A 13,285-nucleotide genomic window follows, 5' to 3' on the forward strand; every position below is an offset into this window, starting at 1 on the left:
GTCGCACCCCTTAACTGCAGGAACCTGCGTTGATGCCCGAGTTCACCGCCACCGACCACCTGATGATGACGCGCGCGCTGCGCCTGGCCGAGCGCGGCGCCTACACCACCCGGCCCAACCCGATGGTCGGCTGCGTCATCGTCAAGGGCGACGAAGTGGTCGGCGAGGGCTGGCACCAGCGCGCCGGCGAAGGCCATGCCGAGGTGCTGGCCCTGCAGGAGGCCGGCAAGCGGGCCAAGGGTGCGACCGTGTACGTGACGCTGGAGCCGTGCGCGCATACCGGCAGTACCGGCCCCTGCGCGGATGCCTTGATCGCCGCCGGTGTGTCGCGCGTGGTCGCGGCGATGCGCGACCCGTTTCCGCAGGTCGACGGTGCGGGCTTCGAGCGCTTGCGCGAGGCCGGCATCGAGGTCGCGGAAGGCCTGATGGAAGACCAGGCGCGCGCGCTCAACCGCGGCTACCTGTCGCGGCTGGGCCGGGGCCGGCCGTGGGTCCGGGTCAAGCTCGCGGCGAGCATGGACGGGCGCAGCGCGCTGGCCAACGGCGAATCGAAATGGATCAGCGGTCCGGCCTCACGCAACGACGTGCAGCACTGGCGCGCGCGCGCCGGGGCGATCCTCACCGGCGCCGGCACGGTGCTGGCCGATGACCCGTCGCTGACGGTGCGGCTGGACGAGGACATCGCGTTCGTGCCGCCCCTGCGCGTGGTGCTGGATCCCGGCCTGGCGACCATCGCGCGCGGCAAGGTGCGCGAGGGCGATGCACCGACGCTGTACATCCACGCTCCCGACACCAAGCTCGCCCGCGGCATCAGCGCACAGCTGGCGGTTGTGCCGGTGAAAGTGGGCCGCTTTGATCTGGCGGCGGTGCTCAAGCTGCTCGCCGATCGCGGCATCAACGAGGTGATGGTCGAAGCGGGCGCCACGCTCGCGGCCGCCTTCCTTGAGGCCGGACTGGCCGATGAGGTCCTGCTGTACGTCGCGCCGGTCCTGCTGGGCTCGAACGCGCGACCGCTGTTCGACGGCCTCAACGTCGACCACATGGACCAGGTGATGCGCATGGAGACGGTCGAGACCCGGCTGCTGGGTGAGGACATCCGGGTGCTGCTGCGTCCGCGCCCGTCAGGGGCGCGTCCAGGCTAGCCCAGCGCCCAGTCGATCGTCGGGCGGCACAGCGGCAGGTCGGGTTGCTCGCGGCGCTTGCTCAAGGCGCGGCGCGCGGATTGCAGGGCGGTGCGCAGGCCTTCCTCCACCGTCGGGTGGTAGAAGGGCAGGTGCAGCATCGTGTCGACGGTCATCTCCTGCTGGATCGCCCAGGCGAGCAGGTGCAGCAGGTGCTCGGCATCGGGTGCGACCGCCTCCGCTCCCAGGATCCGGGCGTTGCCGGCGTCGACGTAGATGTGCAGCACTCCGGCGTTGCGCCCGGCCATCACCGCGCGGCCCTGGCGGCTGTAGTCGATCTTGCCGACCACGACGCCGGACTCGGGCAGCTCGCTGTAGGACAGGCCGGCCTGGCCGGCACCGGGCTCGGTAAAAACGATGCCCAGCGGTGCGCGACGCATCAGGCAATCGGCTTCGGGATGCAGCGCGTGGTAAGCGGCGATGCGTCCCTCATCGGCAGCCTCGTGCAGCAGCGGGCGCTGTCCGCTCACATCGCCGGCGATGTAGATCGGCAGGTCGCCCACCTGCAAGGTTTTGGGGTTGAAGGCCGGCATGCCGCGCTCGTCGAGTTCGACGCCGAGGGTGTCCAGGCCGAGACCCTCGATGTTGGGTTGCCGGCCGATTGCCGCGAGCACCCAGTCCACGACGACGCTCCGTTTGCCATCGTCGATCACCGCCCCATCCCCGTCAGCGCGCACCGACACCTCCACGTCGGTGCTGATCGACATCTGTTCGCCGAGCGCGGCCAGCAGGCTGGCGTTGACCTCGGGATCCTTCAGCCCCGCGATCTGGCTGCCCTTGGTGAACCCGTGGACCTCGCACCCCAACTGCGCGAATGCCTGCGCCAGCTCGACGCCGATCGGGCCGAGCCCGACCACGCCCAGGCGCTGACCGGGCGACACCAGTTCAAACACCTCGTCGGAAGTGACCAGCCTGTCGCCGATGGCGCGCCATGCCTCGGGCACGATCGGGCGGGTGCCGGTGGCGATGATCACGGTGTCGGCGTGGATCGTTTCGCCGTTGACGTCCAGCGTGTGCGCATCGACGAAGCGCGCCTTGCCGCGGATGCTGCGATCGCCCAGGTCCTGCGCGATCTGGATCGAGCCGGCAGTGAAGCGGTCGCGCAACCTGCGCACGTGCTCCATAACGGCTCGCAGATCGGGCTTCAGCGCTTCGGTGCCGTCGATTCCGACCGTGCCCAGCCAGTCCTTCCGCGCGTAGGCGTGGGCGACCTCGATCAGCGCTTTGGACGGCATGCAGCCGACCCGCGCGCAGGTGGTGCCATAGGGACCGTGATTGATCAGCAGCACGTCATCGGTGTAGCGCTGGGCCTCCTTGAGCGCTGTCAGGCCGGCAGTACCGGCGCCGAGGATCGCGATGCGGACGCGTCGTGTCATGTTGGGGCTCCCTTGAACGGTTGGCCGGGCAGTATGACGATCCGCCGATGAGCCGCCGGTCGAGGGAGTGCCTCACAGGACGGGTTTCGGGGTTCGCTATGCTCGGGGACCGCGATCCGCGCCGAGATCGCATTCACCACCCGGCAAGGTCCGTCTGCAACCGCGCCGGGGACAGGGAGCTGAACCATGACGAGTCTGAGCAGTACCCAGCGCGAGCACCTCGCAAAAATGATGGACGAGCGTGAGCCGGTGCTGCGCGAGGAAATCCGCGACGGACTCAGGCGCATGCGCGTGGAGGGCTACGACGAGTTGCTGTCGGGCACCTCCGACGCCGGCGACGAGTCGCTGGCCTCGCTGGTGACCGACATCAACAATGCCGACACCAAGCGTGACGCGGTGGAGCTGCAGGACATCTTCGCGGCCCGCGCGCGCATGGCTGGCGGCACCTACGGGATCTGCATCGACTGCGACGTGGCGATCCCGTACGAGCGCCTGGAGGCCTATCCGACGGCCAAGCGGTGCCTTGCGTGCCAGCAGGTCCATGAAGCCAGGCGGGCGCAGCGCTGACAAGCTGAGCGCCGCCCCGCGGGTTGCACCGTTCCACCCCGCGCGGCGTCCCGGCGCTCGCCCACTGCTAGAATCCAACCGTCCTCGCATCCGCGAGGGCACACGTAACGTCTTCAGGGCGGGGTGCGATTCCCCACCGGCGGTAGGTCGCCGGCAGCCGGTCACCATGACCGATCGCCACGACAAGCCCGCGAGCGCTCCGGTACCGGCCAAGGCCGATGCAGGGGGTCAGCAGATCCGGTCCGATTCCGGAGCCGACGGTCACAGTCCGGATGAAAGAAGACGGCTACGCAGGGCGTAATGCCGTGCGTACGCCATGCCTTGTGGCGTTTTTCGCAGACCTTCTACGCGGGAAACGATCCATGTCCAGAGCTGCCTATTTCCTTCGCCGTCCCTGTTCCTGCGTTGTGCAGCGGGAGGCGCGCTGATGTTTACCGGCATCATTGAAGGCGTCGGCCGCATCGCGGCGCGCGAGGCCGTCGGCGGTGACGCCCGGCTCACCATCGAGGTCGGCTCGCTGGCGTTCGACGCGGTGGCGCTGGGCGAGAGCATCGCCGTCAACGGCACCTGCCTGACCGTGGTCGAGTTTGACGCCGACTCCTTCCAGGCCGACGCATCCACCGAAACGCTCGCCCTGACCACCCTGGGCCGACTGGCCGTGGGCGCGCCAGTCAACCTGGAGCGTGCGATGCGTCCGACCGACCGGCTCGGCGGCCATATGGTCAGCGGCCACGTGGACGGCGTCGGTGCGGTCGCGGCGATCACCGACGACGGCCGCGCCCAGCGCTGGCGGTTCACCGCGCCGATGGATCTGATGCGCTACATCGCCCGCAAGGGCTCGATCTGCGTGGACGGGGTCAGCCTGACGGTGAACGAGGTCGATGCGAGCGGTTTCGCGGTCGCGCTGGTGCCGCACACGGTCTCCCACACCGCCTTTGCCGCCACCCACGTGGATGATGCGGTCAACCTGGAAATCGATCTGGTGGCGCGCTATGTCGAGCGCCTGCTGGGCCATGCCGACGCCAACGGAGCCACGTCATGAGTTTCGCCCCCATTCCCGAACTGCTGGAAGAAATCCGCGCCGGCCGCATGGTCGTGATCGTCGATGACGAGGGCCGCGAGAACGAAGGCGACCTGATCATGGCCGCCGAGCTGGTCAGGCCGACCGACATCAACTTCATGGTCACCCACGCACGCGGCCTGGTCTGCCTGTCGTTGACCCGCGAGCGCTGCCGCCAGCTCGGACTGCCGCCGATGGTCCGCGACAACACCTCCCAGCACCACACCAACTTCACCGTCAGCATCGAGGCCGCCGAAGGTGTCACCACCGGCATCTCGGCCTACGACCGTGCACACACGGTGCGTACCGCGGTGCGGCCGGACGCCTCGGCCAGCGACCTCAACCAGCCCGGCCACATCTTCCCGCTGCAGGCGCAACCCGGCGGTGTGCTCAGCCGTGCCGGCCACACCGAGGCCGCCGCCGACCTGGCGATGATGGCGGGCATGGAGCCAGCCGGGGTGCTGGTCGAGATCCTCAACGCAGACGGCACTATGGCCCGCCGCCCGGAGCTGGAGGTGTTCGCCGCCGAGCACGGCCTGAAGATCGGCTCCATCGAGGACCTGATTCGTTACCGGCTGGAAACGGAGCACACCGTGGAGCGCGTCGATTCGCGCACGATCGAGACCGAGCACGGTCCGTTCCAGCTGATGAGCTACCGCGACCGGCTGAGCCATGGCCTGCATTTCGCCCTGACCCTGGGCGAGGCGGATCCGACGGTGCCCACGCTGGTGCGCGTGCAGGTGCAAAATCCGCTCGCAGACGGACTGCGCTGGCGGCGTGCGGACTTCGGTCCGGCCGTCGGCGACGTGCTTGCCGCGATCGCCGCGGCGGGTCGCGGCGCGCTGGTGCTGCTGGAGGATCGCGCCGACACCGACGCCTTGCTCGCGCGCATCCGCCATGCCGCCGACCAGGCGCCGCCGCCGGCCAGCGAAGGCGAGACGCTGCACGAGTGGCGCCGCAACGGCGCCGGCAGCCAGATCCTCGCCGACCTGGGGCTGGGCCGGCTGCGGGTGATGGGCACGCCGCGCAAGCAGGTCGGCCTGGCTGGCTTCGGCCTGGAGGTGGTCGAGTACGTCGACGCCGGGCCGCGCTAACCCGGCCCGCGCTAAACTGTCCGGTCGCGCAGCAGCGCGATGCCGCTCCCCTACAAGGCGTTCGTTCCCATGTCCCATATCGAAGGCGACCTGCGCAGCCCCGACGGCGCGCGTTTCGCGATCATCGCCAGCCGCTGGAATCCCCGCATCACCGACAGCCTGGTCGAGGCGGCGCGCGCGGCGTTTGCCGAGCACGGCGTCACCGAGGACGCCGTCGACGTGGTGCGGGTGCCCGGCGCATGGGAGATCCCGGTCACTGCGCGGCAGCTCGCCACCGCCGGCAAACATGCGGCGATCGTGGCCTTGGGCTGCGTGGTGCGCGGCGACACACGCCACTACGAGCAGGTCGCCGATGGCTGCTCGGATGGCCTGATGCGCGTCGCGCTGGATACCGGGGTGCCGGTCTGCAACGGCGTGCTGGCGGTCGAACGGCATGAGGATGCGCAGGCACGCGCCGGCGGCAACCATGGCAACAAGGGCGAGGAAGTGGCGATGGCAGCGCTGGAAATGAGCAACCTGATGGAGCGCCTGGCATGAACCAGCGTCGTCGTCCCGGTGGCATCGATCCGATCGGCCGTTCACGCGCGCGCCGGCGTGCACTGCAGGCACTGTATGCGTGGCAGATGTCGGGTTCCCGCGCCAACGAGATCGTCAGCCAGTTCGCCCACGAGCAGGCCCGCGAGGTCGCCGACCTGGCGTACTTCGAGGACCTCGTGCATGGCGTCGCCAAGCACCGCGCGGAGCTCGACGACAGCCTGGCGCCTTTCCTGGACCGGGAGATTGGCCTGGTCGATGCCATCGAACTGGCCGTGCTCCGGATCGCGGCCTACGAGCTGCAACACCGCCCCGACGTGCCCTACCGCGTGGTCATCAACGAGGCGATCGAGTCGGTCAAGCGCTTCGGCGCCGAGCACGGCCACACCTACGTCAATGGCGTGCTCGACCATGCCGCCGCGCAGTGGCGTGCGGTGGAAGTCGGCGCGTCCCGGCGCTGAGACGCGAACGCACCGGCGCCGAGGCCGGGGGCCGGTGCGACCCGTTCGCAGTCGAGGGAGGAGGGCGCATGGCCGAGTTCGACCTGATTGAGCGGATCCGCTCGCGCGCGCCTTCCCGCGCGGACATCGTGCTGGGCGTCGGCGATGACGCGGCGGTGGTGCGGGTGCCGCCGGATCGCGAGCTGGTCATCTGTACCGACACCCTGAATGCCGGCGTGCATTTTCCGCTGGACACCGCGCCGTTCGATATCGGCTGGAAGGCATTGGCGGTAAACCTCTCCGATCTCGCCGCCATGGGCGCGCAGCCCGCCTGGTGCACGCTGTCACTGTCGATGCCCGGCGATGATCCAGCCTGGCTGGACAGCTTCCTGGACGGTTTCCTGGCGCTTGCCGGGCAACACGGCATCGCGCTGATTGGCGGCGACACGACCCGCGGACCGTTGTCGATCGGCGTGACGGCGCATGGGTTGGTGGAGCCGGGCCGCGCCCTGCAGCGTGGGGGCGCGCAGATGGGGGACGACATCTGGGTCAGCGGCACCCTCGGCGATGCTGCCGCCGCGCTTTGGCTGATGGGTAACGCCGGTGTAGGTGCAACTGCAGACGGTCGCAGGAACCCCAAACCCGCGCTGGCTGCGCCGCCGACGCAGCGTGCCCACTCCGGGCATGGTGAAACACTGCGCGAGCGTCTCGACCGGCCGCAGCCGCGCTTGGCCGTCGGCCTGGCCCTCGTCGGGATCGCCCACGCAGCGATCGATCTCTCCGATGGGCTGTGGTCCGATCTGGGCCACGTGTGCAGGGCAAGCGGGCTGGGCGCACTGGTCGAGGTGGACGCGCTGCCTGCTTCGGCCAGCCTTTCCCAGGGATTTGCCGCCGACGACCGGCGCACGCTGCAGGCGTCTGGCGGAGACGACTACGAGCTGTGTTTCACTGCCCCCCCGAGTGCGCGTGCGCAGGTGGAGGCGCTGGAGCTGGAGAGCGGTACCGCGCTGACCCGCATCGGCCGCATGGTCGCAGGCACCCAGGTGGCCGGCGTCGACGCCGAGGATGCTCCTTGGGTGCCCGAACGCACGGGTTGGGTGCACTTCTCCGACTGAGGCGGCGCGCCGATGCGGCCTCGCTCAAACGCTCAGAGCGGCTCGAAGCGGTTGGCGTCGACGTTCTTGCGCACGTGCGCGGGATCCCAGATGCGGCCGTTCATGGCGATGTGCACGCCCCCCGGCAGCGACTGCACCGCGCCCACGGCAGTGCCGATATTGAACACCGCATCGGAGCCGTGAAAGCGCGCCGGGTTGAGGGCGCCGGTCAACACAATCGTCTTGCCCTCGATGCCGGCCAGGACCTTGGCCGTTTCCACCATCGAATCGGTGCCGTGGGTCACCAGCACGTGGCGGAGGTCCTGCGCGGCGATGGTCGCGCGGATCAGCTCGCGGTCGCCGTCGTCCAGGTGCAGGGAATCCTTGCGCAGGATCGGAATGACCCGATAGCGGAAAGCCACACCCAGCTCCTCCAGGATGCGGCCGATCTGCGGCTCGCCGATCTGGTAGTCCGACTTGTCATCGAAGTAGATCTTGTCGATGGTGCCGCCGGTGGTGACGATGCAGAGCTGGTCCATGGAGCGTCCGGGCTGGAGGGGACCGCCGATTATAGGCGTGGCCCACGCACGTGGCTTTCGTCCGGCGTGATGCCGCGCGGCCGCGTGCGACATTCCGCGGTCCGGATCAGGCAATCAGGATCGGGCAATCAGGATCGGGCAATCAGGCCTCGGCCTGCTCGCTGTCGGTTTCCGGCAGCAGTTCCAGCGCTGATGGGGTCGTTCGCAGCATGGCGTGGAACTGGGCGGGATCCTCGCGGTCGCGCTGGCGCACCAGTCGGCGTCCCCCCACCACCGCTGCCAGCAACAACAGTGTCACGGCAAAGAATCCGGGCAGCGCCTGCGGTCCCAGGCGGGCCATCAGCGTGCCGGCAACCGCGGGGCCAATCGCCGAGCCGATGCCATTGAGCAGCAGCAGGCTGCTGCAACCGGCCAGCACATGTTCGTTGGGCAGGTAATCCAGCAGATGGGCGACGCTGACGGGATAGACGGCGAACAGCAGCCCGCCGAATCCGAAGAACAGGCTCAAAAGGAGCCAGCGGTTGGCGCCCCCGCTCATCATGATCAATCCCGCCAGCACCGCGGCCAGGGTGCAGATCAGGACCAGCGCCGTGCGGCGGTCGCCACGGTCGGAAAGCCGTCCGATCGGCAATTGCAGCAGTGCGCCGCCCAGAATGGTGACGCTGACCAGCGCGGACACGCCTGCCAGGTCCATGCCGATGCCCGTGGCATACACCGCGGCCATGCCCCAGAACGCGCCCAGCGCCAGCCCGCCCAACAGCGCGCCGGCGCTTGCCGCCGGGGCCAGGCGGTACAACTGCGGGAGTTGCAGGTGCACGCTGGCCGGCGTGTCGGGCTGCACCATGCGGCTGGCCGTCACCGGTAGCGCTGCCAGGCAGATCAGGATCGCCACCAGGCTGAAGGGCACGAACAGCAGCGGCGAGAACAGGCCCAGCAGCCATTGCCCTGCCGCCAGCCCGAACAGGTTGATCGCCATGTAGGTCGCGAAGATGCGGCTGCGCTGCTCAGGTGCAGCGGATGCGTTGAGCCAGCTCTCGATCACCGTGTAGAGGCCGACCAGCGCGACCCCGCTGAGCAAACGCAGGACCGCCCAGGTCCACGGTTCCACCACGATGGGGTGCAGCAGCACCACGATGGCGCACAGGCACGCGTAGAACGCGAATGAGCGGATATGACCGATGCGCCGGATCAGTTTGGGCGCGGCGAAGGTGCCAAGGAAGAAGCCGCCGAAGTACGCCGACATGATCAGGCCGACGACCTGATCGTCCCAGCCCTCCAGCCCACCGCGCACGGCGACCAGGGTGCTCAGCAGCCCGCTTCCGGCCAGCAGCAGGGCAACGCCGATAAGCAGGGACAGCAGGGGCCGTATGGCGGAAATCAAGACGCTGGCACAACCCGACCGCGGAAGGCCGTCCACGCTAGCACAGGGATTCGCAGCGCTCCGTTCCCTCGTGCCGGCGCGTTCCGCTCAGGCCGGTCGGCGTTGCCGGGACAGTGTGATCACCGCCACGCCAACGAGGATGATCGCCATCCCGGCCAGATCGAACGGGCCCACTGTCTCGCCCACCAGCAGCACGCCCAGCAGGACGGCCACCGGCGGATTGACGTAGGCGTAACTGGTCGCCACCGCCGGCCGCGCATGCTTGAGGACATACAGATAAGCGCTGAAGGCGAGGATGGAGCCGAACACGGCCAGGTAGGCCAAGGCCAGCGTGGGCTTCAGGCTGGGGTGGGCAGGCAGGGTCTCGCCGCTGGCGAATCCGACCACCAGCAGGGCCACGCTGGCGCACAGCATCTGCGCTGCGGTGTTCATCGGCCCGGCCGGCATGTCCTGTCGCCGGCTCCACACCGACCCGAATGCCCAGCACGCCGCGGCGGTCAGCAGGGCGAGGGCGCCAATGGCCTCGCCCGACAGCCCACTGCCGGTGTTGAGCACGACAACGCCGGTGAAGCCGACCAGCAGACCGACCGCTTCCCGGCGCGTCGGCCACTGTCCGTAGATGGTCCCGAATGCCGCCGCAAACAGCGGCATGCTGGAGACCGCGACTGCCGCGATCCCCGAGCTGACCCGCTCTTCGGCAAAGCAGACCAGGCCGTTGCCGAAGCCGAGCAGCAGCACGCCGGTGATGGCCGCGTTCCGCCACTGCAGCGGCGTGGGCAACGCGTGCCCGCGCCAGCGCAGGAATCCGAACAGGAGCACGCCGGCGGCGGTGAAGCGCAGTCCCGCCAGCAGGAACGGCGGATAGCTCTCCAGCGCGTAGCGGATCCCCAGATAGGTGGATCCCCAGACCACGTACAGGGTCAGCAGCGCGAGCGGTATCAATACCTTGGGCTCCAGCACGCCTGCGGGCAGGGCAGGCGACGCCGGCGCTTTGGTGACAGGGCGTGTGGGCATGGAAGCAGGTCGTCAGGAGGACGCGCATTATCCGCTCCCGGGGCGGGCCGGCACGAGTGCCACAAGCCATTCCCCCGTCCGCACGCGGTCCCGGCCGGCGTCGTCAGGTCGAATGAACACACGAGGCGCTAACGTTGGGGCTTGCCGTTTTCCGGCTGCCCGCGTTGAGCGTTCCCCGCGCGCGACAGTCGGCTGGATCCCAAAGGAGTACCCCATGAGCACCCCCACCATCAACCGCCAGGTCACCCTGGCCTCGCGCCCGGTCGGCGCGCCCGTCGCCGCCAATTTCAAGACCGTTGAGACCCCGATCCCCACGCCGGGAGAGGGCCAGGTCCTGCTGCGCAACATCTACCTGTCGCTGGATCCGTACATGCGTGGGCGCATGAGCGATGGCCCGTCGTATGCCGCCCCGGTCGGGATCGGCGAGGTCATGGGTGCCGGCACCGTGGCGCGGGTGCAGGAGTCCAACCACCCCGACTATGCCGCCGGCGACCTGGTGCTGGCACAGGGCGGGTGGCAGGAATACGCGCTGGTGGACGCCAAAGCCGTCAATCGGCTGGATCTGGACATGCAGCAGCCCTCGCTCGCACTGGGGGTGCTCGGCATGCCCGGCTTCACGGCCTACATGGGCCTGCTCGACATCGGCCAGCCAAAGGCCGGCGAGACCGTAGTCGTGGCTGCCGCCAGCGGTGCGGTCGGCTCGGTCGTGGGCCAGATCGCCAAGCTCAAGGGCTGCCGTATCGTCGGCATCGCCGGTGGGCCCGAAAAGTGCCGTTATGTGATCGAAGAGCTGGGTTTTGATGACTGCATCGACCACCGCGCGGATGATTTTCCGCAGTTGCTCAAGGCCGCCTGCAGCGACGGCATCGACGTCTATTACGAGAACGTCGGCGGAGCGGTGTTCGATGCGGTCCTGCCGCTGCTGAACGCCAAGGCGCGTATTCCGCTGTGCGGCCTGATCGCGCACTACAACGACACCGAGTTGCCGCCCGGGCCGGACCGCCTCGGCCTGCTGACCCGCACCCTGCTCAGCAAGCGCATCAGGATGCAGGGCTTCATCATCTTTGACGACTACGGCGACCGCTACGGCGAATTCCTCGCCGAGATGGGCGATTGGGTCCGCGCGGGCAAGATCAAGTTCCGCGAGGACATCGTCGACGGTCTCGAGAATGCCCCCAAGGCTTTCATCGGCATGCTGGAAGGCGACAACTTCGGCAAGCTGGTCGTGCGCATCGCGCCGGACACCGCGTCGGGTTGAGCCATTCGCCAAACGCCGCTGCGCGTGCATGACTATTGGCCGGCGAAGACCCGCCGGCCGCTCCCTAGACTCGGGTCCTCGATATCGATCCGCGCAAGGGGATGAAGTGATCAAGCGTTGCTTGTTGGTGCTGTGCCTGGGGATGAGCGGTGTCGCCATTGCCCAGGAGCCGGTCGACCTGGACATGGTCGGCAAGATCCGGCAGGAGGCGTTCCATCGCTCGCAGGTGATGGCGACCTTCAGCCACCTGACCGAGTCGATCGGGCCGCGCCTGACCAACTCCCCGCAGATGGCGGAGGCGAACGCCTGGACCCGCAGCCAGCTCACCGACTGGGGCCTGGCCAACGTCCACGACGAAGCGTTCGAAGACTTCGGCCGCGGCTGGGAGTTCAGCGACGCCAGCGTGCAGATGCTCAGCCCGCGCGTCGCGCCCCTGCACGCCCTGCCCAAGGCATGGACGCCGGGCACCAACGGTCCGGTCGAAGGCGAGGTGATGCTCGTCACCATCAAGAAGACCGAAGACCTGGAGAAGTACAAGGGCAAGCTGAAAGGCAAGATCCTGCTGCTGAGCGAGGCGCGCGAGTACAAGCCCGGCGAGAAGCCGACGTTCCACCGCCACGACGATGCGGGCCTGGGCGAGCTGCAGGCGTTCGAGATCCCCAGGGACAAGGGCCGGGACAAGGAAGACAGCCGCGCCGAGCGGGTCAGGAAATACACCGAGCGGGTGGCGCTGACCAAGGCGACCAACGAGTTTTTCGTCGCTGAAGGTGTCCTGGCCACGCTGAGCATCAGCGGCTGGGACAACGGCATCATCCGCGTCGGCGGCGGTGGTTCGCGCAAGGCGGACGAGTCGGTCGGCGTGCCCGAGCTGGCGATGGTGGCCGAGCACTACAACCCGCTGGTGCGCGCAGTCGAGGCAGACCGCCCGGTCAAGTTGCGGGTCAATGTCGCCGCCCGCTTTACCGACGAGACCGACCAGCCCGGCCACAACACCATCGCCGAGATTCCGGGCCGTGGCCGCAAGGCCGGCGAGATCGTCATGCTCGGCGCGCACATGGACTCCTGGCACACCGGTACCGGCGCGGCCGACAACGCCGCCGGCGTGGCGGTGATGATGGAGGCGATGCGCATCCTCAAGGCCGTGGGCGCCCAACCGGACCGCACCATCCGCATCGGCCTGTGGAGCGGCGAGGAGCAGGGGCTGATCGGCTCACGCGCCTATGTCGAGCGTCATCTGGCGGCGTATCCGGAGCCGACCGATCCGGCGCAGAAGGCCCTGCCCGGCTCGCTGCGTGACCCGACCGGTCCGCTGCAGAAGAAGCGCGACTACGGGCGCTTCTCCGCCTACTTCAATATGGACAACGGCTCGGGCCGCTTCCGCGGTATCTACGCGCAGGAGAACCTCGCCGCGGTGCCGATCTTCGAGGCCTGGCTGGCCCCGTTCCATGATGTCGGCGCGACCACCGTGTCCACGCGCAATACCGGCAGCACCGACCACATCGCGTTCGACGCCGTGGGGCTGCCCGGCTTCCAGTTCATCCAGGACCGGCTGGACTACTTCAGCAACGTCCACCACAGCCACCTGGACACCTGGGACCACATCCAGCCCGAGGACCTGAAGCAGGCTGCCGCGATCGTGGCGTCGTTTGCCTGGCACGCGGCGACGCGCGACGAACCGCTGCCGCGCAAACCATTGCTGGAAAACGACTGACTGAAACGCCTGGGCCGGGACCCGCATCCACCGCGG

General features: G+C 68.7%; 13 protein-coding genes and 1 riboswitch. Of the genes, 9 read left to right on the top strand and 4 right to left on the bottom strand.

Annotated elements, in window-relative coordinates; all coding sequences use genetic code 11:
- Positions 1 to 32 precede the first annotated feature (32 nt).
- Entirely contained in the window at positions 33 to 1,142 is a 1,110-nt protein-coding gene (gene ribD / locus INQ42_RS02330; RefSeq protein ID WP_407070780.1) for a bifunctional diaminohydroxyphosphoribosylaminopyrimidine deaminase/5-amino-6-(5-phosphoribosylamino)uracil reductase RibD, read from the top strand.
- On the opposite strand, the gene INQ42_RS02335 is transcribed toward ribD, so the two are convergent.
- Positions 1,139 to 2,557 (bottom strand): dihydrolipoyl dehydrogenase, encoded by a 1,419-nt coding sequence (locus INQ42_RS02335; RefSeq protein WP_194034993.1) that lies wholly within the window; start codon positions 2,555 to 2,557, stop codon positions 1,139 to 1,141. The two genes, ribD and INQ42_RS02335, sit on opposite strands and share 4 nt — an antisense overlap.
- Positions 2,558 to 2,743: 186 nt before the next feature.
- On the opposite strand from INQ42_RS02335, the gene INQ42_RS02340 reads away from it, so the two are divergent.
- The 6 genes from INQ42_RS02340 to thiL all read left to right on the top strand — a co-directional run bounded on the left by INQ42_RS02340 (position 2,744) and on the right by thiL (position 7,367).
- Entirely contained in the window at positions 2,744 to 3,124 is a 381-nt protein-coding gene (locus INQ42_RS02340) for a TraR/DksA family transcriptional regulator (protein WP_194034994.1), read from the top strand.
- A 105-nt stretch (positions 3,125 to 3,229) separates the two neighbouring features.
- Positions 3,230 to 3,412: riboswitch (FMN riboswitch) on the top strand.
- A gap of 139 nt (positions 3,413 to 3,551) precedes the next feature.
- Positions 3,552 to 4,166 (top strand): riboflavin synthase, encoded by a 615-nt coding sequence (locus tag INQ42_RS02345; RefSeq protein ID WP_194034995.1) that lies wholly within the window; start codon positions 3,552 to 3,554, stop codon positions 4,164 to 4,166.
- Positions 4,163 to 5,278 (top strand): 3,4-dihydroxy-2-butanone-4-phosphate synthase, encoded by a 1,116-nt coding sequence (ribB, locus tag INQ42_RS02350; RefSeq protein ID WP_194034996.1) that lies wholly within the window; start codon positions 4,163 to 4,165, stop codon positions 5,276 to 5,278. Before INQ42_RS02345 ends, ribB begins: the two co-directional genes overlap by 4 nt.
- A 69-nt stretch (positions 5,279 to 5,347) precedes the next feature.
- A complete protein-coding gene (gene ribH, locus INQ42_RS02355) occupies positions 5,348 to 5,815 on the top strand; it encodes a 6,7-dimethyl-8-ribityllumazine synthase (protein ID WP_194034997.1) in 468 nt (155 codons plus the stop codon).
- A complete protein-coding gene (gene nusB, locus INQ42_RS02360) occupies positions 5,812 to 6,273 on the top strand; it encodes a transcription antitermination factor NusB (protein ID WP_193985894.1) in 462 nt (153 codons plus the stop codon). The genes ribH and nusB overlap by 4 nt, the downstream gene beginning before the upstream one ends.
- A 68-nt stretch (positions 6,274 to 6,341) precedes the next feature.
- Positions 6,342 to 7,367: a thiamine-phosphate kinase gene (gene thiL / locus INQ42_RS02365; RefSeq protein WP_194034998.1), complete on the top strand. Its 1,026-nt coding sequence runs from the start codon at positions 6,342 to 6,344 to the stop codon at positions 7,365 to 7,367.
- A gap of 32 nt (positions 7,368 to 7,399) precedes the next feature.
- Here the strand turns inward: thiL and INQ42_RS02370 are convergent, their stop codons facing one another.
- The 3 genes from INQ42_RS02370 to yedA all read right to left on the bottom strand — a co-directional run bounded on the left by INQ42_RS02370 (position 7,400) and on the right by yedA (position 10,280).
- Positions 7,400 to 7,885 (bottom strand): asparaginase domain-containing protein, encoded by a 486-nt coding sequence (locus INQ42_RS02370; RefSeq protein WP_193985896.1) that lies wholly within the window; start codon positions 7,883 to 7,885, stop codon positions 7,400 to 7,402.
- 142 nt (positions 7,886 to 8,027) lie between these two features.
- The gene (locus tag INQ42_RS02375; protein WP_194035712.1) at positions 8,028 to 9,254 is read right to left on the bottom strand and encodes an MFS transporter; all 1,227 of its coding nucleotides are present in this window, start codon (positions 9,252 to 9,254) and stop codon (positions 8,028 to 8,030) included.
- A 99-nt stretch (positions 9,255 to 9,353) separates the two neighbouring features.
- Entirely contained in the window at positions 9,354 to 10,280 is a 927-nt protein-coding gene (gene yedA, locus INQ42_RS02380; RefSeq protein WP_194034999.1) for a drug/metabolite exporter YedA, read from the bottom strand.
- Between the two features lie 214 nt (positions 10,281 to 10,494).
- Here yedA and INQ42_RS02385 point away from each other — a divergent pair, with 214 nt between their 5' ends.
- Complete coding sequence (locus INQ42_RS02385) at positions 10,495 to 11,538, top strand: NADP-dependent oxidoreductase (RefSeq protein ID WP_194035000.1); 1,044 nt, start codon at positions 10,495 to 10,497, stop codon at positions 11,536 to 11,538.
- Between the two features lie 142 nt (positions 11,539 to 11,680).
- The gene (locus INQ42_RS02390; RefSeq protein ID WP_407070794.1) at positions 11,681 to 13,249 is read left to right on the top strand and encodes a M20/M25/M40 family metallo-hydrolase; all 1,569 of its coding nucleotides are present in this window, start codon (positions 11,681 to 11,683) and stop codon (positions 13,247 to 13,249) included.
- The last annotated feature ends 36 nt before the right edge of the window (positions 13,250 to 13,285 follow it).

The sequence above is a fragment of the Lysobacter avium genome, assembly GCF_015209745.1.
Classification (GTDB): Bacteria; Pseudomonadota; Gammaproteobacteria; order Xanthomonadales; family Xanthomonadaceae; genus Novilysobacter; species Novilysobacter avium.

What these genes read in the sequence shown, in the direction of transcription:
- INQ42_RS02370 (WP_193985896.1), bottom strand. Translation starts at nt 7,885, where the DNA reads ATGGACCAGCTCTGCATCGTCACCACCGGCGGCACCATCGACAAGATC.
- INQ42_RS02340 (WP_194034994.1), top strand. Translation starts at nt 2,744, where the DNA reads ATGACGAGTCTGAGCAGTACCCAGCGCGAGCACCTCGCAAAAATGATG.
- thiL (WP_194034998.1), top strand. Translation starts at nt 6,342, where the DNA reads ATGGCCGAGTTCGACCTGATTGAGCGGATCCGCTCGCGCGCGCCTTCC.
- INQ42_RS02335 (WP_194034993.1), bottom strand. Translation starts at nt 2,557, where the DNA reads ATGACACGACGCGTCCGCATCGCGATCCTCGGCGCCGGTACTGCCGGC.
- INQ42_RS02345 (WP_194034995.1), top strand. Translation starts at nt 3,552, where the DNA reads ATGTTTACCGGCATCATTGAAGGCGTCGGCCGCATCGCGGCGCGCGAG.
- INQ42_RS02390 (WP_407070794.1), top strand. Translation starts at nt 11,681, where the DNA reads ATGAGCGGTGTCGCCATTGCCCAGGAGCCGGTCGACCTGGACATGGTC.
- ribH (WP_194034997.1), top strand. Translation starts at nt 5,348, where the DNA reads ATGTCCCATATCGAAGGCGACCTGCGCAGCCCCGACGGCGCGCGTTTC.
- nusB (WP_193985894.1), top strand. Translation starts at nt 5,812, where the DNA reads ATGAACCAGCGTCGTCGTCCCGGTGGCATCGATCCGATCGGCCGTTCA.
- yedA (WP_194034999.1), bottom strand. Translation starts at nt 10,280, where the DNA reads ATGCCCACACGCCCTGTCACCAAAGCGCCGGCGTCGCCTGCCCTGCCC.
- ribD (WP_407070780.1), top strand. Translation starts at nt 33, where the DNA reads ATGCCCGAGTTCACCGCCACCGACCACCTGATGATGACGCGCGCGCTG.
- INQ42_RS02385 (WP_194035000.1), top strand. Translation starts at nt 10,495, where the DNA reads ATGAGCACCCCCACCATCAACCGCCAGGTCACCCTGGCCTCGCGCCCG.
- ribB (WP_194034996.1), top strand. Translation starts at nt 4,163, where the DNA reads ATGAGTTTCGCCCCCATTCCCGAACTGCTGGAAGAAATCCGCGCCGGC.